Raw genomic sequence first — 23,498 nt, 5'->3', positions numbered from 1 at the left:
GATAGAGCTAGCTCAAAAGGTTGTGTAATCCATAGCTACTAGACAGTCTTTGGCGGAAAATTTGATCTTATGGTAATACATACTATAAACAAATTCTTACATCCTAAACAATTACCTAATGAAAAAATTATTCGCAATTTTAGCATTATTCATCTCCACTCAGATGATCATGGCTGCGCCAGCTAATGAATCAAAATCCAAAAAAGGAGAAACAGAATTAACAGAAGCGCAAAAAGAGCGCTTATCTGAGATCGAGTTCAGAGTAGAAGAAATTAAATCGATGGACTTCGGTGATATGAGCAAGGAAGAAAGAAAAGATGTTCGTATGGAATTGAAAGAAATGAAAGATGAATCCAGAGCCTTGGGTAATGGAGTGTACATTTCTGTCGGTGCAATTATTATCATTTTGTTGATTTTGCTTTTAGTATCCTAAAGAAACCAACCACCAATCAATCACACGAAAAAGGCTGACAGATAATTGTCAGCCTTTTTTGTATTTGTATGTTTTTCAATTTGTGAGATCTACATCATGATCCGCAGTGATTATTGTTTTGAGATCTAATCTTATTCTTGATAGAGCAGCCCCAAAATTCTTTTTGGGTAAAGAAAACCTTCGATTAGCACTACATAGCTAGAACGTATTATTCAGGGTTTTCTGCTATATAATTTCTCACCTGAAGGCCTCTTAAAAAAACCAAAATCAGAGGAATGAGCCACAAAATTTCATTAAAAATCAATTGAAAAGCGGTTCGCTTATTCCAGCCCAAATCAGGCAGAAAACTTAGGGTAAACCAAATAGCCAATATTATTTTGCCAGTGATGCCTGCGATAATCAAGTATACCCAGCTGATGGGGTAGAATGAACTAAAAAATATCAGCAAGCCTACTACTATTCCAAAACCTCCATAATAGGCCATGGAGATGTCTGGACTGAATTCGTTGCCATTTGCAAGCCAACTAATAATAGAATTTCCCATCATTCTGTAGATAGCAGACCAAGCGATCGTGTACATTCCAGAAAGCATTAAAATTCCCCGGAAATGCATAGGAAATATAGGAAAAGAAGGACTTTGATCCATAAGGTTATTTATCTTGGGTAATGGATTTTCAACTTGAAAATCTTTTTACAATAATTATGTATGACTGCAATTCTACCAGTAAGCGATAAATGGATCATAGAACAAGGTTAACTCTACGATTTAGGCCACTTCGATCACCTGTTTTGCGATTGCTATCGGGATGTCTTTTAGCCTGAAAAGCAAAGAGTATATGGCTACTGGCATCATTGCGGATAATTAGATACAATTAATACAAAACTATTCAATGAAATCAAAAAATATAGTTCAATCGCGTGTTTTTATCCTAATTGGTGCAGCAGCTTGCCTAGCCTTAGGTTTTTCCTTTGGTGAAAAATATGGTGAAATCACTCCAGCAGCAATTGATGGAGGATCTGAATTGATCGGACTTAACTTCACTTCTGCCGAAAAAGATAGTATGATCGGCACACTCACTTCTCAGCGTATGAAGTATAAGGGACTGCGCGAATTTCAGGTTGATAATTCGGTAGCTCCATCGCTGATATTCAATCCTCTTCCCATTGGATTCACTCCAACTCAGATTCAGAAAGAGTTGGATTGGGGATTGCCTACTGAAGTAGCGTTGCCTGAGCAGGAGTCAGATATCGCATATATGCCTGTTCATCAGCTAGCAGTCTTGATCAAGAACAAAAAAATTAGCAGTGAGCGATTAACCAAAATCTATTTGGACAGAATCAAAACCTATTCAGATACGCTTCAATGTCTAATCTCGCTGATGGAGGATTCGGCTTTAGCAAAAGCTAAGGCAATGGATCGGGAGATTTCTCAAGGAAAATACCGAGGTCCATTGCACGGAATTCCCTATGGAATCAAAGATTTACTAGCAGTGAAGGGTACCAAAACAACTTGGGGAGCCATGCCTTACAAGGATCAGGAGATTGATCAAACAGCAACTGTAGTCACAAAATTAAATGACGCCGGAGGTGTTTTGGTAGGTAAATTTACTTTGGGAGCTTTAGCGATGGGAGATGTCTGGTTTGGTGGAGTGACCAAAAATCCTTGGAATTTGAAACAAGGATCCAGTGGATCTTCTGCTGGGTCAGCCTCTGCGGTCAGTGCAGGCTTAGTTCCGTTTGCTATCGGAACCGAAACTCTGGGATCTATAGTTTCCCCATCTACTAGAAACGGTGTGACAGGATTGCGTCCTACTTATGGTCGTGTAAGTAAGACTGGCGCTATGGCTTTGAGCTGGTCCATGGACAAAATTGGCCCCATTTCAAGGTCAGCTATTGATAATGGAATAGTACTTTCAGTGATCAATGGCGAGGATGTGATGGATAGAAGCACAATTGCAGCAGCATTTAATTATTCTAGCAAAACTGAGGTCAAGAAATTGAAAGTTGGCTATTTCAAATCATTTTTTGGAGGAGATCGAAACGGGGCAGAAAACGATGCTAAAGTGCTGGAATTATTGAAAAACCAAGGCTTCGAACTTCATCCCGTGGAGTTGAAGACTTCAGTAAATCCAAGTGCAATTGGACTTATGCTAATGGTGGAAGGTGCGGCTGCCTTCGATGAACTGACTCGACTCGGTTGGGATGATGAGCTGGTGGCACAGCACAAAAATGCCTGGCCAAATCTATTCCGAGCTGCGCGATTTATTCCAGCTGTGGAATATGTTCAGGCAGCTAGACAGAGAAGTATATTAATAGAGGAAATGCACGAACTGATGAAGGATTATGATGTGATTGTAACTCCAAGTTTTGGAGGTCCACAATTGCAAATTACCAATCTCACTGGTCATCCTGCGCTTTGCCTTCCAAATGGCTTTACAGATTCGGGGAACCCCACTTCTATTACGCTTCTGGCCAATCTTTTTGAAGAAGAAAAACTAGTGATGTTGGGAAATCTGATTCAGCAGAATAGTGATTGGCAAGCGAAAAGACCGCCGATGTTTGATAAATAACGAGTAGCTAGATCCTGGGTCAATAAGCGATATTTTACGCTGCAGAATTACTGTCGAAAACTCAAACTCCAAGGGAAAACTGGTCGAAATTTCGTGTTCCAAACTTTTGGAATTTGTATTTTTTGGGACAAAAAAAAGGCAAGAATTGAAGTTGATCTCCAGTTCTTACCTTTTTTTTCACTGTATGTATATCCGCAATTGCACCAGTAAAAGGCAAAATGCGGCTCTAAATATGGTAAACACTATAATTCCTGTACTTCGGTCATCCTTCCTAAAGAGCAAAGAAATAGAGATTACGGGCTTCGTTGCGGGTAATCACTTTTCAATATAACCCAGTTCTTACTGAACTATCGCTCCTTGGATTTTCATGTTATTTGGATCTAGAAACCAAATTTTCTGAGTCGTCTCAATAGAATAATGATCTATAAGATGTGTGGCATTATTCATATAAATCTCCGCCAAGGTAGTGGTGGAGTAGAACAGGTTGTCATCTGCAATCTTGATGGAAACTCTGCTTACTTGGTCTCCTGTATAGCTTACTTTGATATACTTTACTTTTCCTTTGGTGTCTGGCAGAAGCTCATGTGTTAATCTATCTTTTGAAGTAATCGTCTCATAGGATTGAATTGACGATGGGTTATTGATATCTGCTTCTGCAAAAGTGCTAAACTCCTGCTTCCAATCTAAGATCGAATAGGCTAACTCAACTTTTTGTTCTTCTCCTTGAATCCTAGAAATTTTTCTCACTTGCATGCCATCGACCTCTTGGATTTTTTCATTTATAAAGCCTTTAAGATCAAAATAAGGGCTTGTTTCAAGTGAATTGGAAGATTCTTGCGCACAGGAAAAAAGTCCAAGGACAACAAGGAAAAGAATTCCAAATGGTTTGAAATGCCTCATCAAGCCAATAGAATATTTCCAGTCATAATTTCTGGCTTCTCTACGCCCATAAGCAAGAGAATGGTTGGAGCCAAATCTCCTAATTTTCCCTCATTGATGGTCAGCTTATCATTTTTGTCCACCATAATGCAAGGCACCAAATTGGTGGTATGCGCAGTATTTGGTGAGCCGTCCGCATTGATCATCATGTCGCTATTGCCATGATCGGCAATGACAATGATGGTGTAATCATTGGCCAGAGCTGTGGTAATCACACTTTCTGCACAGTCATTTACTGCCTCACAAGCCTTCACTGCAGCATCGAAATCACCTGTGTGACCGACCATATCAGCATTTGCAAAGTTGAGGCAAATGAAATCAGCACTTTTCTTTTTCAATTCTCCATTGATTTTGGAGGCGATTTCATAAGCACTCATTTCAGGTTTTAGATCGTATGTTGCGACCTTTGGAGATGGACAAAGCAATCTACTTTCTCCGATAAATTCCTTTTCTCTTCCTCCGGAAAAGAAGAAGGTTACGTGTGGATATTTCTCTGTTTCGGCAATTCTGATTTGCTTTTTCCCAGCTTTTTCTAAGACTTCACCAAGTGTATTATTCAGGTTGTCTTTTTCGAAGAGGACTTGTACATCTTTGAACGTAGCATCATAGTTAGTGAATGTGACGTACTCTATATTCAACTTTTTCATGCTGAAATCTTCGTAATCGCGCTGCGTAAGTGCTTGAGAGATTTCTCTGCCACGATCCGTGCGGAAGTTGAAACAGATCAACAAATCACCATCTTCTATTTTTGCCAATGGCTTATTATCAGCTCCAGCATGGATGATTGGTCTGATAAATTCGTCTGTAACATTATTTTCATAAGATTTACGCATGGAAGCGATGATGTCTTTGGATTTCTCTCCCTCACCTTTCACCATTGCGTCGTAGGCAAGCTTCACCCGCTCCCATCGATTGTCGCGATCCATAGCGTAATATCTCCCTACCACTGATGCAATTTTGCCAGTAGAATTAGTCAAATGTGCTTTGAGATCTTCTAAGTAACCGATACCTCCCTTTGGATCAGTATCTCTTCCGTCCATGAAGGCATGAATAAAAACATCCTCCATTCCATTGAATTTTGCAGCGTCACAAAGCCCTTTCAAGTGCTCTATGTGTGAATGGACTCCACCATCTGAAAGTAATCCCATGAAATGGACTTTTTTTCCAGAGGCTTTGGCTTTAGCAAATGCATTTACCAAAACTGGATGCGTATTTAACTCCTTATTCTCTACGGCAAGGTTGATTTTTACCAGGTCTTGATAGACTACGCGACCTGCACCAATATTCATATGACCCACTTCTGAATTACCCATTTGGCCTTCTGGTAAGCCAACTGCTAAACCAGATGCTTCCAGTGTAGCATGAGGATATTTGGTATAAAGACTATCTATAAATGGGGTTTTTGCTTTATCAATCGCAGAAACTGAAGGATTTTTGGCTATTCCCCAGCCATCCAAGATCATTAAAAGTACTTTCTTATCCATTCGGCAAATATATTATATTATAAGGCAAAGTACTGTTGAATTCCTGATTAGACAAAACTTCATACAATGGATTTGATAAATTACCAGCTCAATGATATAATTCCTTTTTTGGCTTAGTATTTGCCCTGCAAGGGCAATGACCTCATTATTAAGTTTAATCGTATCACTATTTTTGTTTATTCAATCTCCTAATAAGGAAATTGCTAATACTGATTCAATTGATACGGTTATTTCTGCAATTGAAAATAGCTCCAGCGGAGACTTAGCAAAATACTTCGATTCCAGCATTTCTTTAAATGTAAACGGATTACAGGGAGATTATTCTAAAAATCAGGCAGAGCTTGTACTAAAAGATTTTTTTAAGAAAAACCCATCCATGGGATTTATCCTGGTTTTTCGAAGTGAAAATAACCCAAGCCTGAGCTCCTTTATTGGAGATTACCAGAGTGCTCAGGGTTTATTCAAAGTTTTTATAAAAGTATCTCAACAGGATGCAGACTTTAAGATATACAGTCTTGAGTTTGTGAAGGGCTAAGTCTGGTTTTTTTTTACCGCAAAGTTCGCGGAGTTTTACTCAGAGAGCGCAGTTTCCCTGTGAGAATTGAAATGTTCTGGAGAGCTGGTCGAACTATGATCACTGATGATTGAGTTTTTTTTTAGCCACAAAGCCAGCTATAAAGGCAAAAAGTAAGTAGCTATTCTTTCCTTGGTAATTGAATTTGAACATTGATTATCGAAACTTTCTCGTGCTTTCTATGAATCGTACCTATTTAAACAATTTTTTGTTTTTCTGAGAAATTTGCAGTTTAGGGACCTAGCGTGAGATCTGAATGTCTATTTTTGGGGATGAAGCCATCTTATCTTACTGATCAAGCAATTTCCACTTTTATCGCTGCAGCTTTTGCCGAAGATATCGGTCCGGGCGATTACTCTTCTCTTTCCTCCATCCCAAAAGGGAAAGTAGGTCAGGCCAAACTCCTGATCAAAGACGATGGTATTATTGCTGGGATAGAATTAGCGGAGAAAATTTTCAAGACGTTCGATTCAACTCTTGAGGTAGAACTTCTGGTAAAAGATGGGGATAGAGTTAACTATGGTGATATTGGCCTTATTGTGAAAGGTTCGTCTGCATCCATTCTATCCTCAGAGCGATTGGTGCTCAACTGTATGCAACGAATGTCTGGGATTGCTACGCTAACCAATAGACTTACTGAGAAAATACTTCATACCAAAGCCCGTCTGATGGATACTCGTAAGACTACGCCGAATTTTCGATTGATGGAAAAGTGGGCTGTACTGATAGGCGGAGGAGTAAATCACCGCTTTGCACTGTATGACATGGTGATGCTAAAGGATAATCATGTGGATTTTGCAGGTGGAATTCGAAAGGCTATCGAAGGATCTAGAGCCTATTTGTCAGAAAATAAACTAGATCTGAAAATTGAAATTGAAACCCGAAATCTGGATGAGATCAAACAAGTACTTGAAGTGGGCGGAGTAGATCAGATTATGTTGGACAACATGGATTACGATACGATGCGTGAAGCTGTGCGTAAGATCGGTGATGAGTATAAAACTGAAGCTTCGGGGGGAATCACAGAAGACACCTTGGTTGCTGTAGCGGAATGCGGTGTGGATTATATCTCCATGGGAGCTTTGACCCATTCTGTAAAAAGTTTGGATATCAGTTTGAAGGCATTTTAAATAAAAATAGCGGAACATTTGGCTCGGTTTCTGACTTACACTAATTGTAAACACTAACCAACTATGAGAAATACCCTTATACTATTTGTAGCCATTTTTGCATTTGGCTTAGCATCTTGCTCTTCCAAATCCTATCCAGATGTGAACTGGAACAATAAAAAATGGACAGTAGTAGAGATCTTGGGGGCACCGGTTCAGACATCTGGATCTGACCAAGATGCACATCTGATTTTTGACGCAAAAAAAGCCAGTTTTTCTGGTTCAGGTAGCTGTAATCGCATCTTTGGATCGTATGAGATCGGGAAGAAGAATTCCTTTAGTTTCGGAGAAGTGGGAGCTACCCGTATGGCTTGTCAGAACTTACCATTTGAAAACAAATTCCTAGAGGTACTTAAATCAGTGCGTTACTATCAAGTAAATGCTGGTGAGCTTTTGTTGAAAAACGGAAATAAGAAAATTGTGCTAAAGCTACAGTAGGTCTTAAATCCAATCCTTCCTCCTGAAAAATACTAACATCCCTACGATAGCTAATCCCATTCCCCCTATCACATAGAAATATCCATATTTCCAGTGCAGCTCGGGCATATTGTCGAAATTCATCCCATAGACTCCCGCCACAAAACTCAGTGGTATAAAGATGGTGGAGATGACCGTCAACACTTTCATGATATTATTCATGCGGTTGGAAAGGCTATTCATGTAGAGATCTAGCACGCCGGAAGACATGTCACGGAAAACCTCCATGGTCTCGATGACCTGGATGGTGTTTTCGTAGAGATCGCGAATGAATGGTCTTGTCTCAGGACTGATCTTGTCATCTGCGTATTTGTCAAAAGAGCCAATCACCTCACGAAGCGGATAGACAGTTCTCCGTAGATCCATCATTTCACGTCTTTGAAGATAGAGCGCACTTAGGGTTTCGCTACCTGGAGAAGTCATAGCTTGTGATTCCAAGTTCTCGATCCGTTCGCCCACATTTTCCATGACGATGAAGTAATTGTCTATTACCGCATCAAGCAGGGAATAGAGTAAATAATCAGCTTTTCTTTGACGTACGGTGCGCTTTGGGTCTGTCAAGCGACTACGTACAAAATTAAATACATCCCCCTTTTTCTCCTGAAACGTCAGTAAAATCCCATCCTTAAGTACAAAGCTAATCTGCTCATCATCTATGGGGGACTCGGGCGTAGGACATTGGATCATCTTCATGGCTGCAAAAAGATAGTCTTCGAATGCTTCCATTTTAGGCCTCTGATTTACATTCAAAATATCCTCAAGCGTAAGTTTATGAATCCCGAAAAGCACTCCTATTTTTTCAAGTATTGCAACATCATGTAAACCTATTATGTCAATCCAAAGAACTTTTTTCTTCAGCTTCAAATGCTCTCGTAGCTTATCCAGCTGAATAGTTTCCTCATAGAAATCAACTTCATCATAGGTGATCAGGTTAATCTCTACTTCATCGAGCTTTTTATCACCTGTAAAAACCAATGCTCCTGGAGGTAAGCCGATTTTATGAGTTGACTTTCTCTTCTTCTTTTTAGGTTTGAAAAGCTTCTGTACTGCTTTTAGGTTGGGAGTTTGAGGGCTCATAAGGTCTCAATAAAGTTATTTCGAATTAAGAAAGTCAATATTTCTATTTAACCCTACAAGTTTGGTGCGCTTTACTGCCGATTTTTTGAAAACCCGCCTGAAAGTTTCCTCGGTGATCTCTTTCCAATCGGATTTCGTCAATTCCTTCAACTCATCACTTGGTTGAAATCGAGGTTCTTGGTTGGGCTTGGAAAAACGATTCCATGGGCATACATCCTGGCAAATATCGCAGCCAAAAGCCCAGTTTTCCATCTTGCCTTTGAACACATCAGGAATCGCATCTTTCAATTCAATAGTCAGATAAGAGATGCAGCGGGAACCGTCAATCACGCCATTGCCAACTATCGCATCCGTGGGACATGCGTCAATGCAGGCAGTGCAGGTGCCACAGTAATCCTTTGCTAAAGGCGTATCTGGAGATACTTCCAAATCGATAATGAGTTCGGAGAGAAAGAAGAAACTCCCTTGCTTTCGATTTAGCAAAAGGCTGTTTTTACCAAGCCAGCCTAATCCTGCTTTTTGAGCCCATTGCCGTTCCATGACAGGAGCGGAATCTACAAAACTTCGCCCATCGATCTCTCCGATCTCATCTCGGAGTATTTCTAAAAATTCATTGAGTTTGTCCCGAATGACAAAGTGATAATCCTCACCGTAGGCGTATTTGGCGAGTTTGATAGCAGAACTTTCAGATTGTAGTTCTTCAGCTGGATAGTAATTATAAATCAGAGATACCACCGTTTTAGCTCCCTCCACGAGTTTTGTAGGATCGAGCCGCTTGTCAAAGTGATTGGCCAAATAGCCCATTTCACCGTTGTAATTTCGGTTGAGCCAATCTTCCAATTTCGGAGCCTCCTCTTCGAGAAATCCTGCTTTCGCTATTCCACAAAAGTCAAAGCCCAGCCGCTTGGCGGTGGATTTGATGATGGAGGCATTTTTCTCGGCGGAAGTCATGAGGTAAAGATAGGGGAGATATGTTTTCCTTAGAATATGATATTGAGAGATATGAGAAGGCTGTAAGATTTGTAAGTTGTGAGAGGTAAGTGGTAAAAAGTGCCTAGTAAAAATTTAAAGCCTGAAACCCTTCCTATTAGGGTTAGTAGAATAGAAATCTTTTACAGAAAATGCACGTATATTTAAGTCAAACACGTGTCACTTATGAAAACCAAACTCACCCTTACTGTAAGGAAAGAAATTGTAGAGAAAGCCAAGATGCAAGCTGCCAGCAGAGGTATTTCTCTTTCCAAGATGTTTGAAGAGATTTTTGAAAAGGAAAGTCCGGGTGTAGAAAAAACTTCGGAGCAGGTAGCAGCAGCTCGATTTTTAGAAAGATTAAAAGAGGAGACTCCTATCAAAGCCTTAGAAAAGTCAGACAAAGAACTTTTACGCGAACACCGCGATAAAAAATATGTATAGGATATTTTTGGACTCTAATGTAGCGCTTGATTTAGTGGCTAATCGAGAACCATTTGTTGAGGATTCTAAGCCATTTCTTTCTTTGGCCATTCAAGGTGAAGCTCAGCTTTTTATCTCTGAAGTTTCTCTAGGGGTACTAATTTATATGTCTTTTGATCGATATAAGGTGGATAACGCCAAAGAAAAATTGATTCAATATATTGGATTTTGCAAGGTGATTTCTGGTGGGAAGGAAGCATTTTTAAATTCTTTGAATTCCGGTTTCAAAGACAAAGAAGATGGTCTTCAGTATTTTACTGCTGTGGCAAATAAAATGGATTTCTTGATCACACGAGACAAAAAAGACTTCAAGTATGCCGAGGGCAAAATGCCTATTCTCACTCCTAATGAATTTTTCAAAGCTTAATAATCCGCACACTGATCATCTTTTTTGCCTTTTTGCTCCGTTTATTAAACTACCATACCCATCTTCTTGTTATGTCCCTGATTGGAGTGAAAAGGGTCTTTAAAATGTTGAATCGGAGCTTTTTAGCTTTTGCTTTATTATTACATGACTGAAATCAATCTCTAAAATCTTGCTTCTAGCATCTAAAACCTTAATAAATGAAAGGATTTCGATTTACTCAATTCGTACCCACTCAGGATCCTGAGAAGAATACGTTTGAGAATCTGCTGAATATATTTTTGCAACTCATCACCATGACTGGTGGAGATGTAGCGGAAGCGCTGAGTTGGCTCACCAATTTGGACAATCGCTACAACATGACCAATCCCAATTATGGAATTGGCGACTTTATCGACGATCTGAAAAGCAAAGGCTACCTCACAGAGGAAAACCAAAAAGGCGAATTTAAAATCACCGGGAAAGCGGAGCAGACCATTCGAAAGTCAGCTTTGGAGGAGATTTTCGGCAAACTTAAGCGTAGCAAATCTGGTCAACATAAAACCACGCATTCCGGGCAAGGCGACGAAAGAGGCACAGATCGTCGAGCCTATGAATTCGGAGATAATCTAGATCAGATAGCTTTGACTGATTCGCTCCGAAATGCACAAGCTAATCACGGTTTTTCGGGAGAATATCTGCTTACTGAAGGTGATTTGGAAGTATCAGAAAATGAATTCCGCTCCCAGACTTCTACCGTGCTGATGATTGATATTTCTCACTCCATGATCTTGTACGGTGAGGATAGAATCACTCCTGCAAAGAAAGTTGCCATGGCTTTGGCAGAACTCATCAAAACACGTTATCCAAAAGATACACTTGATATCATCGTATTTGGAAATGATGCCTGGCAGATTGAGATCAAGGATTTACCTTATCTCCAAGTTGGGCCATATCATACAAATACGGTTGCTGGACTTGAACTGGCGATGGATTTACTCCGAAAAAGGAAAAATCCAAATAAGCAGATTTTCATGATTACTGACGGCAAGCCAACCTGCTTGAAAGTAGGAATCAAGTATTATAAAAATGCTTTCGGGATAGATAGCAAGATCCTCAGTGAAACGTTAAAACTCGCTGCACAATGCCGAAAGCTGAAAATACCAGTGACAACTTTTATGATTGCTTCGGATCCTTATCTGAAAGAATTCGTGAAGGAGTTCACCAAAGTGAATAACGGGAATGCCTATTACAGTAGCCTGAAAGGGCTTGGCGACCTGATATTTGAAGATTATAAACGCAATAGAACGAAACGCTTGTAAGTACTATGAACTACCAAAAACTGACACCAAAAGAACTCACCCAAATAAAAACTTTCGGCCAACTCAAAGCTGCAGGATACGAATCCAAATCCATTAAAGAAGAACTTCGCGACAATTTGATCACTAAGATCAAGAATAAAGAGAACGTTTTCGAAGGAATCTGGGGATACGAGGACACCGTGATTCCTGACATTGAGCGAGCGATTCTTTCCAGACATAATATCAATTTGTTGGGTTTGAGAGGACAGGCGAAAACAAGAATTGCCAGAATGATGACTCAGCTTCTTGATGAGTATGTTCCAGTAGTTTTAGGAGCCGAATTGAATGACGATCCTTTCAAGCCTTTAACTTCTTTTGCAAAAGACCTGATCGAGGAGAAAGGTGATAACACACCTATAGGATGGTGGCATCGGGACGATCGCTATACAGAGAAGTTGGCGACGCCGGATGTATCTGTAGCCGATTTGATAGGTGATGTGGATCCTATCAAGGCCGCCACGATGAAGTTGAGTTATAATGACGAGCGCGTGATTCACTACGGTTTGGTACCGAGATCTCATCGTTCCATTTTTGTGATTAATGAATTGCCGGATTTGCAGGCTAGAATTCAGGTTGCCTTATTCAATATTTTGCAGGAAGGCGATATACAGATTCGTGGTTTTAAATTGAGACTGCCGCTAGATATTCAGTTTGTCTTTACAGCAAATCCAGAGGATTACACCAATCGTGGAAGTATCGTAACTCCGCTGAAGGATAGAATTGAAAGTCAGATCATCACCCACTATCCAAAATCCATCGAGATCGGTAGAAGAATTACAGCTCAGGAAGCCAATCTAAAAGGTAAACCTGTAGATAATATCTATGTGCCTGAATTGATGAAGGACTTGATCGAGCAGATTGCTATCGAGGCAAGAAGTTCTGAGTTTGTGGATGAGAAAAGCGGTGTTTCGGCGAGATTGACGATTTCAGCTTATGAGAATTTGATCTCAGCAGCTGAGCGCCGAATGTATATGAATGGGGAAAGCAATACTATTGTTCGGATTGCTGATTTGATTGGTGTGATCCCGGCCATCACCGGAAAAGTTGAATTGGTTTATGAAGGTGAGCAAGAAGGCGCGGGATTGGTTGCGTACAATTTAATTGGAAAAGCGATTCGTACCCAGTTTGAAAATTATTTCCCATCTCCTGAGCAGAAGAAAAAGTCAAAAGAAGGCAATCCTTATGTGCTTCCTTTGGCATGGTTTGGAGAAGGAAATGAGTTAGATATTTTAGCCTCTCAGTCGGATAAAGATTATAATTCTGTACTTCATTCTGTGCCCGGATTAGAAGATGTGGTAACGCAACTTGTGAAGGAAATGCCAGAGAAAGAGAAGGAATTCTTCATGGAATTTGCTCTTCACGGCTTGGCAGAATTTTCTCAGCTTAGCAAAAAAGTGCTGGATACAGGCTTGCAGTTCAAAGACTTGTTCAGCTCCATGTTCGATATGGGACCTGGTGATGCCGATGATTTCGAAGAGGAGGACTTATAGATAGTTAATAATTAAAGAGACGCGGAGGCATAAGGTTTAGTCATATGAACTTATAGCTCTCTGCGTTTTTTTATTTCAAGTGCACCAAAATCAAGGCTATTAATGCAGGTAAGCCTTGAATCCATAAGATTTTTTTGCTTGCAGTGACCGCGCCGTAAATACCTGCGACTAATACACAGCTAAGAAAAAATATAGCTATATAATCTGCCCACAAGGGATCTGAGATTAGCAACGACCACCCTAATCCAGCCACCAAAAAACCATTGTACAATCCTTGATTTGCAGCAAGAGCTTTTGTGTGTGGAAAAACATCTGCCGGAATTTGCTTAAACGTCTTTCTTCCAATCGTATTCCAAGCGAACATCTCGAAGTAAAGAAAGTAGAGATGAAGTGCGGCAATAGCAGCAATCATTATATCGGCTAGGAGTTGCATCATGTTTTTTATTTGAAATTAGCGAAAATGGTTAAGAACGCATGCTTAGACTTTATTGATAAGAGGGTATCTAAGTGGTAGATAGGCTTCAATAAAATCACATTTTAATGAGTTGCCGTTTTCATTCAGATAACCATTAATATAATTCCCTGAGTATTATGAAGTATTATAAAACAGAAATTATCATCCAATTAAATTCACTACTTTCGCGACTGAAATAGTTCTTAACTTTATTTCTTTATCAACCGGAAGAGGTTTTACTTAGCTGTAGATTAATAGGGAATCGTGTGAAAATCACGAACTGTCGCGCAACTGTAAGTAACATACCAAAGACGATCATCCTCGCATGTCCACTGTCGCCCATACCACGGAGACGGGAAGGACGATGAACGTCGTTACAAGTCAGGAGACCTGCCTATTCCGACCTGCCTGCCGTCAGGCAGAGTTGACAATGCTTTCGCGAATGAAGCTTTTAGTCAAGTTTGATACGTTTTCTTAGCTTGCTTTCATCTGTGCCTCTCGGCTCAGTTATGAGAATCTATGTGCGTATTTCACTTTTCCAACTGACTTATTCGCGTGCATAGTGAAATGTTGCTATAGAGCTTTTAACTAATTATTTATCATTTAAAGTTAAAAGAGATGCAAACGCATAATCTTGGCTATCCGCGAATTGGTAGCCACCGCGAACTTAAGAAGGTCTGCGAACAGTATTGGTCAGGGAGAATTACACTTTCAGAACTGGTCACCGCAGGAGCAAACATCAGAAAAGAAAATTGGAAGCTTCAAAAAACTGCTGGAATTGATCTGATTCCTTCCAATGACTTTTCGTTTTATGATCAAGTGTTGGATATGTCGCTTATGGTTGGTGCAATTCCCGAGCGCTATCATGAAGTGATCCTACAAAAAGGGCGAAATGAACTGGATCTTTACTTCGCTATGGCGCGTGGGTATCAGCAGCATGGCCTCGATATCACAGCAATGGAAATGACCAAATGGTTTGATACAAACTACCATTACATCGTCCCAGAATTCAAGAAAGATCAGAATTTTAAGATGTTTTCGACCAAAGTAATTCAAGAATTTATGGAGGCAAAGCAAGCTGGGATTCTTACTAAACCAGTGCTTATAGGTCCAGTTTCCTACTTGCTTTTGGGCAAAGAGAAAGAGGAAGGATTTGAGCGCATAGATTTGATTCAAAATTTACTTCCCGTTTATCTTGAAATTCTTAAACAACTAGAGGCATTAAATGCAGAATACGTGCAGTTTGATGAGCCTTTTTTAGCGATGGATCTTTCAGAAAAGGAACTGAAAGCTTTTACCTACGTCTATGGCGAAATCAAAAAAGCTTTCCCGTCTGTTAAGATTATACTGGCTAATTATTTTGATTGTTTCGGTGAAAATCTGGTAACTGTGCTTTCCCTTCCTGTGCATATTCTTCATCTTGATCTGGTGAGATGCCCTTCACAGCTGGATGATATCCTGGATTCGGGAAAATTAAAAGTTGATACCAAGCTCTCTTTGGGAGTGGTAGATGGAAGAAATATCTGGAAAAATGACTTTGATCAGTCACTTGCATTGATCCAAAAGGCGAAAGATGCACTGGGAGAAGAACGTATTTTGATCGCACCATCCTGTTCTTTAATTCACTCTCCTTGTGATTTGGATTTGGAACAAAACACGGAATCGCTTCCTTCAGAGGTGAAGCAATGGTTGGCTTTTGCGAAGCAAAAAATCGAGGAAGTCGTTGTTCTCAGAAAATTGATTGAAAAAGACACTTCTGTTGATATTTTGAAAATTTTGGAACACAATCAACAAGCAGGGAGAAATCGGAAAACCTCATCTTTGATTCACGATGGACGAGTGAAAAATAGGGTAGTCAGTATTGCTCTAGGTGATGATCAGCGTAAAAGCAGCTTTAATGTTCGTCAATCCAAGCAAAAATTAGCTTTAAACCTCCCACTTTTTCCCACAACGACTATTGGTTCTTTTCCTCAGACTACCGAAGTGAGATCTTGGCGAGCGAGATTCAAAAAAGGAGATTTGACCAAAGAAGCCTATGAAAAGCTGTTGGAAGATGAAACGAAAGAATCAATCCTTTGGCAGGAAGATATCGGCATGGATGTGCTCGTGCACGGGGAGTTTGAGCGAAATGACATGGTCGAGTACTTTGGAGAGCAATTGGCAGGTTTTGCATTCACGAAGTTTGGATGGGTGCAGAGTTATGGAAGTAGATGCGTGAAGCCTCCAATTATCTATGGAGATGTACATCGACCTGAGCCGATGACTGTGCGTTGGTCGGCGTTTGCCCAATCACTTACTGAAAAACCTGTTAAAGGAATGCTCACAGGTCCTGTGACGATTTTGCAGTGGAGTTTTGTGCGCAATGATCAGCCGAGATCTCAGACCTGTACTCAGATAGCTTTGGCGATTCGTGATGAGGTGGTTGATTTGGAAGAGGCTGGAATTAGTGTAATTCAGATAGATGAACCAGCGATCCGCGAGGGACTTCCACTTCGCAAAGCTGATTGGCAGAATTACCTGGATTGGGCTGTTCGGGCATTTAGAATTTCCGCCAGCGGCGTGAAAGATGAAACGCAGATTCACACACATATGTGCTATTCGGAGTTTAACGATATCATCCAAAACATCGCAGACATGGATGCAGATGTGATTACGATCGAGTGTTCCAGATCTCAAATGGAATTGTTGGATGCCTTTTCAGAGTTCAACTATCCCAACGAAATCGGACCTGGAGTTTATGATATCCATTCTCCAAGAGTTCCTTCAAAGGAAGAGATGGTGCAGTTAATGGACAAAGCCAAGGCGGTTATCCCTGCGGGGAATCTTTGGGTGAATCCTGATTGTGGCTTGAAAACCCGTCATTGGGAGGAAACCAGAAAGGCCTTAATTGAAATGGTGGCTGCTGCGAAAGATCTGCGAGAAGCAGTATCTGAGCCTGTGAGCTAAAAAAATATGCCTGGCGGGGTTAAAATCCGCTGGGCGTTTTTTTCTAAGCGAAATAATAACAGCAGAGATCACGGAGGTTTCGCAGAGAACGTAAGTTAACAATTGGGTTACTTATGTCTTCGATCTTCTGGCTTATGAATCAAATCTCCTCAATAACAGACTCACCTTTAGACCGATCTCCAGAGGTCCATTGCCAAGTTTCGTAAAGGCGGATTTTGCCATTTGCAAGAACTTCAGGCTTTGATTGGCATATTCCGCTCATCAGCTCTCCTTGCGAATTCACCTGATGATAACGCATATCGATGTTTCCTATATCGTCTACCAATCCTATCAACTGTCCCCGGACTATTTTGCCGCCGGAATACTCGCATGTTAGGATATTGCCATGTTGAATGTAATGGAAAACAGTTTCTGAAGAAGTCTCTCCATTTGCGGTATTGCTTACAGGCCTAAAGGACTTGTTGTTGTAATTCATAGCTGAGAGTTTTTGGTTTTCATTAAATATTCTAACCAGGCAAACAAAGTTAATATCTATTGGAAATATTCTCACCTAACACCGGACACCTAGCCAATTGAGCAAAGCGATTAGGTAAAGTTGTAAAGGTGAAATCACCATTTGAGATCTCCTCTTTTCACTATAATTAAGTCCATTTGTCAGAATCCATGGCTTTCCAATAAATCCTTACCAGTATCTTGTGAATTCAAATCCCAAATTTTGACTTGCGTATGAGATCTCTACTTATTAGTTATTGCCTTCTTTTTAATTTGAGTGCCCAAGCTCAGATGTTTCCACATGGAGAGAAATTCACCAGACAGGATACCCTTCGAGGCACGATAACTCCAGAGCGCGTTTGGTGGGACTTGCAGTATTATCATTTGGAAGTGAAAGTAGATCCAGAAACAAAATCACTTTCGGGAAAAAATACTGTCAAGTATAAAGTTCTAGATGCTCAAAACCGCATGCAAATAGACTTGCAAGCTCCTATGCGACTCACCAAAGCTGAGCAAGATGGGATTGAATTGGAAATCGAGCATGAAGGAAATGCACATTTTATAACGCTTAAATCTGAGCAACCACTAGGAAAAGAAAAGGAGCTAAGCCTAGCCTTCTCTGGCACCCCAGTAGAAGCAGTTCGACCTCCTTGGGATGGGGGCTTGACCTGGAAACAGGATAGTAATGGTCTGCCGTTTATTGCAAACTCCAATCAAGGATTAGGTGCAAGTATCTGGTGGCCAAATAAGGATCACATGTATGATGAGCCCGATCAAGGTGTTCTCATCAGCGTGACTGTACCGGAAAACTTGATGGATGTTTCCAACGGAAGGCTGATCAAAACAGATCATGACAAGTCCGCAAAGACCAAAACCTACCACTGGGAAGTAAAAAATCCGATCAACAATTACGGTGTCAATATCAACGTGGGAGACTACGTTCACTTTGGGGAGAAATACAAAGGTGAAAAGGGTGAGCTGGACATGGATTATTATGTGCTTCGCGAAAACCTATCCAAAGCCAAAAAGCAGTTTAAAGATGCTCCTCGACTGATGGAAGCGTTTGAGCATTGGTTTGGACCCTACCCATTTTATGAAGACAGCTATAAATTAGTAGAAGCACCCTATCTGGGAATGGAGCATCAAAGCTCAGTGACTTATGGGAATGAGTACAAAAATGGGTATTTGGGAAGAGATCTAAGTGGCTCTGGCTGGGGCTTGAAATTTGATTTTATCATCATTCACGAGTCAGGTCATGAATGGTTTGCGAATAATATCACCTACCGGGATATCGCAGATATGTGGATACATGAAGGGTTCACCTCTTATTCAGAAAATCTTTTTTTGGATTATTTCTATGGTAAGGAAGCTGGATCAGCCTATACGCTCGGTTTGAGAAAAGGAATTGCGAATACTGATCCAATAATTGGTACCTATGGTGTCAATCAGGAAGGCTCCGGGGACATGTACAATAAGGGACATAACATGCTGCACATGATCCGCCAAATTGTAAATGACGATGAGAAATGGAGATCGATCTTGAGAGGGTTAAATTCTGAGTTTTACCATAAAACTGTAACCACTCGCCAGATAGAGAATTACATTTCACAGAAAGCTGGCATTGATTTGAAGCCTGTTTTTGATCAATTCTTACGAGACATCCGCATTCCGATTTTCAGTTACTTCTTACAGGATGGTAAGTTGAATTATCGCTGGGAAAATGTAATAATGGGCTTTAATATGCCTGTGAAAATCTATGTGGATGGCAAGGAAATGCATATATCTCCAACTCAACAATGGCAAGCCGTAGAAAACATACAGAAAAACGCTAAAGTCACGGTTGACAAAGATTACTATGTAGGGACGATGAATGTCCTAGGGAATTGAGTTCCTAGCCAGTATTTACTATTCCTTGATTTTATAGATTTTCCCCTCCGTTTTACACATGATATAGATATTATTCTGTGCATCCTTACCGAATTTCAAATCCACTCTATCATTTTTCACTACCTCTCTAAGCGTCATTATATTTCCTTCGAACATCACTCCCCAGCTTTGAACCTGCATGTTGCCCAAGTCTTTTAAGTCTGAGAAAAATAATCTACCTGACAGAATATCGCCAAAAATGAATTTGCCTTTCAATTCACCATAAGGCATTTCATAACCTGCGAAAATCGCTGCTAGCTCATCGTGGTCTAGCTGGATTTCTGGATAGGTGATTCCTAGATTTTCATCACCTGTCTGCAATTCAAAAACATCTCTGAAGTTGCCATGTGGATTAATGATAAAGCGTCCTTCTCGAATCGGCCAGCCATAGAACTTGCCTGGCTCTATTTTATTTAATTCTTCTACAGAGTGCTGTCCGATATCGGTAGCAAACATATTCCCAGCTCTGTCCCAGAAGATTCTATTCGGATTTCGGAAACCATAGGCATAAACTTCTCCAGCTTTTCCATTGACTCCTGCAAAAGGATTGCTTGTTGGAATCCCATACTTCCCATTAGGACTATTTGTCCCTTTAGGATCAATTCTCAGAATGCTGCTATAAATTTTAGCTCCTTTGCTATCTGATAAATAGGCCGCCCGTTTTTCAGTAAGTCCGCCATCTCCGAAACCTATATACAGCAAACCATAGTCCTCATCACCTTTTGTCGCATGCGGATTAAAAGTCAATTCCTGCATACCGTGAGCTTGAGAGGGTATATCTATTCTAAGCAATTCCTTTTCGCTTCCAGCAAAAACGGGTGCATTAGGGTTATTTGCCTTCCATTCTGTTACTACCCATTGCATAAAAACTGGGATGGTATCAGAATAACCATAATCTGCAGATTGTGAACCTCCAGGCTCTGTATGTGATGTAAAGAAGGTGCCATTTTGATCAAATTCAGGATGAAAAGTAAAGCTAGCCAAGCCAGTTGCCCATCCTGGCTTACTTACCAAATCTGGCTTAAGCTCAGTGATAGGGAGGTATAGATTCGGATTCCCATTGATTAGCTCATATAAGCCAACGCGTTGATCATTTATAAATAAACGGCCAGAATTTCTTTCAGCCTCCATTTTGGTCATTTTAGCCATTGGGGCCTTTGAGTCAGAAGCTGGGAGCTGCGCAAAAAATTCAATTTCCAAATATATGCCCGAATCAGCAATGCTATCAGGAATAGGATCTTTCAAGCCCACCAATACAATCGTATCTGGTAGCGTTTCAAATGTGTGGAGATAACTTAAAACGTCATCTAATTCTTGCTCAGAAAGTCCAGCAAACGAAGGCATATGCGTTTTATACTTTTCTACCAAACTAACTGCTCGAGGATCTCCTGAAGCGATAACTTTCGATGGGTCTTTAATGAAATTTTTGATCCAGTTAGTTTCTACGTTGTGCGTGACACCGCTCAGATTGGGGCCTATACCATGCTGATCAAAGCTATGGCATGTACTACAACTTGCTTCAAAAAGTGATTTTCCTAACTGAATTTGTTCGCTGTTCGTACTGATTTCCGCTCCAATTTCATTTTGTTTGGTACAGGAAAAAAAAGAAAGTGCAACTAAAAGAACTGGAAGTAACGATTTATTCATAGGTGCTAAGTTGCGGGTTTTGCTAATTAGCACCAAACAAAATATTTATTTTGATTGATCTGTCCTGCAATGTCTTTTGGTAAATACTTATTCTGCAGAATAAGAAAATATTTTTGACTGTTTAGCTATCTAAAATAATTCTAAAAGTAGCTCCCTCTCCTAGTTTGCTTTCTACATCTATAGTTCCACCCAGACTCTTCACATGGTTGTAAACCAAATAAAGGCCTATTCCTTGACTGTCTTTATGAGTATGGAATGTTTGCTGAAAACCAAAGATTTTATCTTTCATTTCATCCAAATCAAATCCGAGTCCATTATCTGTAAAGATAAGATGGGTCTTATGGGACACAATTTTTGAAGTGATTGTGATGACGGGTTTTTTCTCCGGCTTTCTATATTTGATGGAGTTGGTAATAAGATTGAGGAATATACTTTCTAAATAGGTTGCATTTGAAGTGATTTTTGGTAATTCTACAAAGTCACCAATGACAATTGCATCGGCATTTTTAATAATAGCACCGATGGATTTGGTTACTTTTTTGGTCACTTTTTTAAGATCCACTTCGTGAGTAGGAATGTAAAGAGATTGTTTTTCTCTAAGCTCCTTAGAATAGATATTAAGTTTTTCTCTTAAATCTTCACAGCACATCTTGAAGACTTCCATTAATTCTAGGGTCTCAGGATCCGTTATTGTTGAATAATTTATCAGTTCATAAATAGAAAGTAGATTATTGACAGGAGACCTGAGGTCGTGAGAAGTCATGTGCCCTATATGTCGTAGGTCTTTGTTTAGTTCGGTTAGGTTAGTAAGAAGTACGTTTCTATCTGCCTCAAGCTCTTTTTTTTGTGTGATAACCTTTGCGATAGCAAAGACTAATTTGTCATTTTCAACGGGTTGTGATGTCCAAGAAAGCCATACTATTTCTCCAGATTTGGAGACATATCTGTTTTCGAAATCAGTTAGAGTTTTGGCTCTGAGTAATTCATCTCTTACACTTGCTGTTGCTTCTTTATCTTCATGGTAGATGAAGTGAGAAATAGGGTTGGAATACAATTCTTCATAAGAATAACCTAATACTTCTACTACAGCAGGGTTTACTTTTTTGAAATAACCATCAAAGCCAGCTATACAAACTAAGTCTGGAGTTAGTTTAAAAAAAACATCGTATTGTGAAAACTCGGAATTCATTTTGATTGGATATGCTGAGGTAGATATACACTACATTAAGTGTGGATAGCCTTTAAGGTTAAGAAAGTAAAAGAATAATGTTTAGAACATAAAATAAAAGGCTACCATTTTTATTGGTAGCCTATGGATTGTTTTAGTCTTCTATTGTGAAAGTTTCATCTTCCAAATAATTCGGGTACATTTTACGATGTAACTTTTTTACCTCTGAGAGCAAAGATTCACGAAACTCATGGACATGAAGTCCGTTCACTGCTGCCATAAAAACCGGAGGAATTCCAGTTTTCTTTTGATATGCATCAGCTAAAGATTCGAAGTCGAGATAATTAGCTTCTTCAAGTTCTAGCTCGGTCATTTTCATGCTTTCAGCTTCAGAAGGCATAGTTTCTACCAAGTCTATTTTGTTGAAGACGAGTAAGATTGGCTTGTCTCCAGCTTTGATTTCGTTCAAGGTCTCGGTGACTACAGCTATATGATCTTCGAAGTGAGCATGCGAAATATCAACAACATGAACAAGCAGATCTGCCTCGCGAATCTCATCTAGTGTAGATTTAAACGCTGCAATAAGGTGAGTCGGAAGCTTTCGAATGAAACCTACCGTATCAGAAAGTAAGAATGGTACATTTTCTAGCACGACTTTTCGGACGGTAGAGTCTACTGTTGCAAAAAGCTTATTCTCCGCCAAAATATTTGTTTTAGTAATCAGGTTCATCAGTGTGCTTTTGCCCACATTCGTATAACCTACTACAGCAACACGGACGATTCCTTCTCTACCTTTCCGCTGGGTTTCACTCTGTTTTTCGATCTCCCGAAGCTTCTCTTTAAGAAGAGTGATTCGAGCTCTAATATCTCGCTTATCTGTTTCTATTTCCTTTTCACCGGCTCCACCACGGGTAGTTGTGCCACCACGCTGCCGCTCCAAGTGAGTCCATAGATTAGTCAGTCGCGGAAGTAAATATTGGAATCTGGCAAGCTCTACCTGAGTTTTTGCTTGGGCAGTTTGTGCTCTTTGTAAGAAAATATCTAGTATAAGCAGCGATCTATCGTAAATGGTTACATTCAATTCATTCTCCAAGTTTCTCATTTGAGATGGAGAAAGATCATCGTCGAAGATGACAATATCCACTTCAAAATGCTTGATATACGCCTGAATCTCGATTAGTTTTCCTGAGCCCACGAAAGTTTTTATATCTGGCTTTTCCATTTTCTGGGTAAAGCGATGCACAGTCTTAGCGCCCAAAGTCTCTGTCAGAAATGCGAGTTCATCTAGATATTCTTCTGTCTGCTGATCAGTTTGGTACTGACGAACTACACTTACTAAAATGGCAGTTTTTTCCTTTACAGCTGTTTCGTGAAGTTTTGAAAGTTTGCGGGTATGTTTACTCATAAAGATTTTATGCTAAGTCAAAACAATGCAAAAAGTTAAAATTTAGTTTCCTATTTACTTAGAAATGCTAGTTTACTACATAGTTTTTTTC

The 23,498-nt window shown here is 40.0% G+C and carries 21 protein-coding genes and 1 riboswitch; of the genes, 11 read left to right on the top strand and 10 right to left on the bottom strand.

The features are described from left to right. Nucleotides 1-118: 118 nt before the first annotated feature. A complete protein-coding gene (locus tag BVH02_RS05365) occupies nucleotides 119-433 on the top strand; it encodes a hypothetical protein (protein ID WP_086499846.1) in 315 nt (104 codons plus the stop codon). Between the two features lie 208 nt (nucleotides 434-641). On the opposite strand, the gene BVH02_RS05360 is transcribed toward BVH02_RS05365, so the two are convergent. Continuing rightward, nucleotides 642-1,079 carry a hypothetical protein gene (locus BVH02_RS05360; protein WP_086499844.1) on the bottom strand — a complete coding sequence of 146 codons (438 nt, stop codon included), beginning with the start codon at nucleotides 1,077-1,079 and terminating at the stop codon, nucleotides 642-644. Nucleotides 1,080-1,323: 244 nt separating this feature from the next. On the opposite strand from BVH02_RS05360, the gene BVH02_RS05355 reads away from it, so the two are divergent. Then, nucleotides 1,324-3,003, top strand: coding sequence for an amidase (locus BVH02_RS05355; RefSeq protein ID WP_086499842.1), 1,680 nt, complete (start codon nucleotides 1,324-1,326; stop codon nucleotides 3,001-3,003). A 339-nt stretch (nucleotides 3,004-3,342) separates the two neighbouring features. Here BVH02_RS05355 and BVH02_RS05350 read toward each other — a convergent pair whose 3' ends face one another. Together BVH02_RS05350 and gpmI are read right to left on the bottom strand one after the other, a co-directional pair. Further along, a complete protein-coding gene (locus tag BVH02_RS05350) occupies nucleotides 3,343-3,903 on the bottom strand; it encodes a hypothetical protein (RefSeq protein WP_086499837.1) in 561 nt (186 codons plus the stop codon). Next, nucleotides 3,903-5,426: a 2,3-bisphosphoglycerate-independent phosphoglycerate mutase gene (gene gpmI / locus BVH02_RS05345; RefSeq protein ID WP_086499835.1), complete on the bottom strand. Its 1,524-nt coding sequence runs from the start codon at nucleotides 5,424-5,426 to the stop codon at nucleotides 3,903-3,905. The genes BVH02_RS05350 and gpmI overlap by 1 nt, the downstream gene beginning before the upstream one ends. A 136-nt stretch (nucleotides 5,427-5,562) precedes the next feature. Between gpmI and BVH02_RS05340 the strand changes: the two genes are divergently transcribed. From BVH02_RS05340 to BVH02_RS05330, 3 genes are all read left to right on the top strand, one after another. After that, entirely contained in the window at nucleotides 5,563-5,961 is a 399-nt protein-coding gene (locus BVH02_RS05340) for a DUF4783 domain-containing protein (protein WP_086499833.1), read from the top strand. Between the two features lie 311 nt (nucleotides 5,962-6,272). Beyond that, nucleotides 6,273-7,130, top strand: a complete 858-nt coding sequence (gene nadC, locus BVH02_RS05335) for a carboxylating nicotinate-nucleotide diphosphorylase (protein ID WP_086499830.1) — start codon at nucleotides 6,273-6,275, stop codon at nucleotides 7,128-7,130. Nucleotides 7,131-7,193: 63 nt separating this feature from the next. After that, a complete protein-coding gene (locus tag BVH02_RS05330; RefSeq protein WP_086499828.1) occupies nucleotides 7,194-7,607 on the top strand; it encodes an META domain-containing protein in 414 nt (137 codons plus the stop codon). 3 nt (nucleotides 7,608-7,610) lie between these two features. On the opposite strand, the gene corA is transcribed toward BVH02_RS05330, so the two are convergent. Continuing rightward, entirely contained in the window at nucleotides 7,611-8,723 is a 1,113-nt protein-coding gene (gene corA / locus BVH02_RS05325) for a magnesium/cobalt transporter CorA (RefSeq protein WP_086499826.1), read from the bottom strand. Nucleotides 8,724-8,738: 15 nt separating this feature from the next. After that, nucleotides 8,739-9,674: a tRNA epoxyqueuosine(34) reductase QueG gene (queG, locus tag BVH02_RS05320; RefSeq protein ID WP_086499823.1), complete on the bottom strand. Its 936-nt coding sequence runs from the start codon at nucleotides 9,672-9,674 to the stop codon at nucleotides 8,739-8,741. A gap of 204 nt (nucleotides 9,675-9,878) precedes the next feature. Between queG and BVH02_RS05315 the strand changes: the two genes are divergently transcribed. The 4 genes from BVH02_RS05315 to BVH02_RS05300 all read left to right on the top strand — a co-directional run bounded on the left by BVH02_RS05315 (nucleotide 9,879) and on the right by BVH02_RS05300 (nucleotide 13,369). Further along, complete coding sequence (locus tag BVH02_RS05315; RefSeq protein ID WP_086499821.1) at nucleotides 9,879-10,136, top strand: DUF6364 family protein; 258 nt, start codon at nucleotides 9,879-9,881, stop codon at nucleotides 10,134-10,136. Continuing rightward, nucleotides 10,129-10,542 carry a PIN domain-containing protein gene (locus BVH02_RS05310; RefSeq protein ID WP_086499819.1) on the top strand — a complete coding sequence of 138 codons (414 nt, stop codon included), beginning with the start codon at nucleotides 10,129-10,131 and terminating at the stop codon, nucleotides 10,540-10,542. The genes BVH02_RS05315 and BVH02_RS05310 overlap by 8 nt, the downstream gene beginning before the upstream one ends. 197 nt (nucleotides 10,543-10,739) lie before the next feature. Further along, on the top strand, nucleotides 10,740-11,840 hold the full coding sequence (locus BVH02_RS05305; protein ID WP_086499817.1) for a vWA domain-containing protein: 1,101 nt from the start codon (nucleotides 10,740-10,742) through the stop codon (nucleotides 11,838-11,840). Between the two features lie 5 nt (nucleotides 11,841-11,845). Then, nucleotides 11,846-13,369, top strand: coding sequence for a P-loop NTPase family protein (locus BVH02_RS05300; RefSeq protein ID WP_086499815.1), 1,524 nt, complete (start codon nucleotides 11,846-11,848; stop codon nucleotides 13,367-13,369). A 70-nt stretch (nucleotides 13,370-13,439) separates the two neighbouring features. Here BVH02_RS05300 and BVH02_RS05295 read toward each other — a convergent pair whose 3' ends face one another. Beyond that, on the bottom strand, nucleotides 13,440-13,802 hold the full coding sequence (locus BVH02_RS05295; protein ID WP_086499933.1) for a DUF1304 domain-containing protein: 363 nt from the start codon (nucleotides 13,800-13,802) through the stop codon (nucleotides 13,440-13,442). A 235-nt stretch (nucleotides 13,803-14,037) separates the two neighbouring features. Next, nucleotides 14,038-14,235, top strand: a riboswitch (cobalamin riboswitch). A gap of 206 nt (nucleotides 14,236-14,441) precedes the next feature. On the opposite strand from BVH02_RS05295, the gene metE reads away from it, so the two are divergent. Continuing rightward, nucleotides 14,442-16,769, top strand: coding sequence for a 5-methyltetrahydropteroyltriglutamate--homocysteine S-methyltransferase (metE, locus tag BVH02_RS05290; RefSeq protein WP_086499813.1), 2,328 nt, complete (start codon nucleotides 14,442-14,444; stop codon nucleotides 16,767-16,769). 139 nt (nucleotides 16,770-16,908) lie between these two features. On the opposite strand, the gene BVH02_RS05285 is transcribed toward metE, so the two are convergent. Beyond that, nucleotides 16,909-17,244 carry a n-acetylglutamate synthase gene (locus BVH02_RS05285; protein WP_086499811.1) on the bottom strand — a complete coding sequence of 112 codons (336 nt, stop codon included), beginning with the start codon at nucleotides 17,242-17,244 and terminating at the stop codon, nucleotides 16,909-16,911. A gap of 251 nt (nucleotides 17,245-17,495) precedes the next feature. On the opposite strand from BVH02_RS05285, the gene BVH02_RS05280 reads away from it, so the two are divergent. After that, entirely contained in the window at nucleotides 17,496-19,148 is a 1,653-nt protein-coding gene (locus BVH02_RS05280) for a M1 family metallopeptidase (RefSeq protein ID WP_086499809.1), read from the top strand. Between the two features lie 18 nt (nucleotides 19,149-19,166). Here BVH02_RS05280 and BVH02_RS05275 read toward each other — a convergent pair whose 3' ends face one another. The 3 genes from BVH02_RS05275 to hflX form a co-directional block, all read right to left on the bottom strand. Further along, complete coding sequence (locus BVH02_RS05275; protein ID WP_086499807.1) at nucleotides 19,167-20,834, bottom strand: PQQ-dependent sugar dehydrogenase; 1,668 nt, start codon at nucleotides 20,832-20,834, stop codon at nucleotides 19,167-19,169. A gap of 121 nt (nucleotides 20,835-20,955) precedes the next feature. Next, nucleotides 20,956-22,023 carry a PAS domain-containing sensor histidine kinase gene (locus BVH02_RS05270; protein ID WP_086499806.1) on the bottom strand — a complete coding sequence of 356 codons (1,068 nt, stop codon included), beginning with the start codon at nucleotides 22,021-22,023 and terminating at the stop codon, nucleotides 20,956-20,958. 133 nt (nucleotides 22,024-22,156) lie between these two features. Then, nucleotides 22,157-23,407, bottom strand: coding sequence for a GTPase HflX (gene hflX, locus BVH02_RS05265; RefSeq protein WP_086499804.1), 1,251 nt, complete (start codon nucleotides 23,405-23,407; stop codon nucleotides 22,157-22,159). Nucleotides 23,408-23,498 lie beyond the last annotated feature (91 nt).

Origin of the sequence: Algoriphagus ratkowskyi, from assembly GCF_002150505.1 — a bacterium.
In the GTDB taxonomy this organism is placed as follows: Bacteria; Bacteroidota; Bacteroidia; order Cytophagales; family Cyclobacteriaceae; genus Algoriphagus; species Algoriphagus ratkowskyi.
This window is presented reverse-complemented; position numbering and strand designations above follow the sequence as displayed.

Coding starts and splice junctions, on each gene's coding strand:
- BVH02_RS05365 (WP_086499846.1), top strand. CDS start 119: ATGAAAAAATTATTCGCAATTTTAGCATTATTCATCTCCACTCAGATG.
- BVH02_RS05360 (WP_086499844.1), bottom strand. CDS start 1,079: ATGGATCAAAGTCCTTCTTTTCCTATATTTCCTATGCATTTCCGGGGA.
- BVH02_RS05355 (WP_086499842.1), top strand. CDS start 1,324: ATGAAATCAAAAAATATAGTTCAATCGCGTGTTTTTATCCTAATTGGT.
- BVH02_RS05350 (WP_086499837.1), bottom strand. CDS start 3,903: ATGAGGCATTTCAAACCATTTGGAATTCTTTTCCTTGTTGTCCTTGGA.
- gpmI (WP_086499835.1), bottom strand. CDS start 5,426: ATGGATAAGAAAGTACTTTTAATGATCTTGGATGGCTGGGGAATAGCC.
- BVH02_RS05340 (WP_086499833.1), top strand. CDS start 5,563: ATGACCTCATTATTAAGTTTAATCGTATCACTATTTTTGTTTATTCAA.
- nadC (WP_086499830.1), top strand. CDS start 6,273: ATGAAGCCATCTTATCTTACTGATCAAGCAATTTCCACTTTTATCGCT.
- BVH02_RS05330 (WP_086499828.1), top strand. CDS start 7,194: ATGAGAAATACCCTTATACTATTTGTAGCCATTTTTGCATTTGGCTTA.
- corA (WP_086499826.1), bottom strand. CDS start 8,723: ATGAGCCCTCAAACTCCCAACCTAAAAGCAGTACAGAAGCTTTTCAAA.
- queG (WP_086499823.1), bottom strand. CDS start 9,674: ATGACTTCCGCCGAGAAAAATGCCTCCATCATCAAATCCACCGCCAAG.
- BVH02_RS05315 (WP_086499821.1), top strand. CDS start 9,879: ATGAAAACCAAACTCACCCTTACTGTAAGGAAAGAAATTGTAGAGAAA.
- BVH02_RS05310 (WP_086499819.1), top strand. CDS start 10,129: ATGTATAGGATATTTTTGGACTCTAATGTAGCGCTTGATTTAGTGGCT.
- BVH02_RS05305 (WP_086499817.1), top strand. CDS start 10,740: ATGAAAGGATTTCGATTTACTCAATTCGTACCCACTCAGGATCCTGAG.
- BVH02_RS05300 (WP_086499815.1), top strand. CDS start 11,846: ATGAACTACCAAAAACTGACACCAAAAGAACTCACCCAAATAAAAACT.
- BVH02_RS05295 (WP_086499933.1), bottom strand. CDS start 13,802: ATGCAACTCCTAGCCGATATAATGATTGCTGCTATTGCCGCACTTCAT.
- metE (WP_086499813.1), top strand. CDS start 14,442: ATGCAAACGCATAATCTTGGCTATCCGCGAATTGGTAGCCACCGCGAA.
- BVH02_RS05285 (WP_086499811.1), bottom strand. CDS start 17,244: ATGAATTACAACAACAAGTCCTTTAGGCCTGTAAGCAATACCGCAAAT.
- BVH02_RS05280 (WP_086499809.1), top strand. CDS start 17,496: ATGAGATCTCTACTTATTAGTTATTGCCTTCTTTTTAATTTGAGTGCC.
- BVH02_RS05275 (WP_086499807.1), bottom strand. CDS start 20,834: ATGAATAAATCGTTACTTCCAGTTCTTTTAGTTGCACTTTCTTTTTTT.
- BVH02_RS05270 (WP_086499806.1), bottom strand. CDS start 22,023: ATGAATTCCGAGTTTTCACAATACGATGTTTTTTTTAAACTAACTCCA.
- hflX (WP_086499804.1), bottom strand. CDS start 23,407: ATGAGTAAACATACCCGCAAACTTTCAAAACTTCACGAAACAGCTGTA.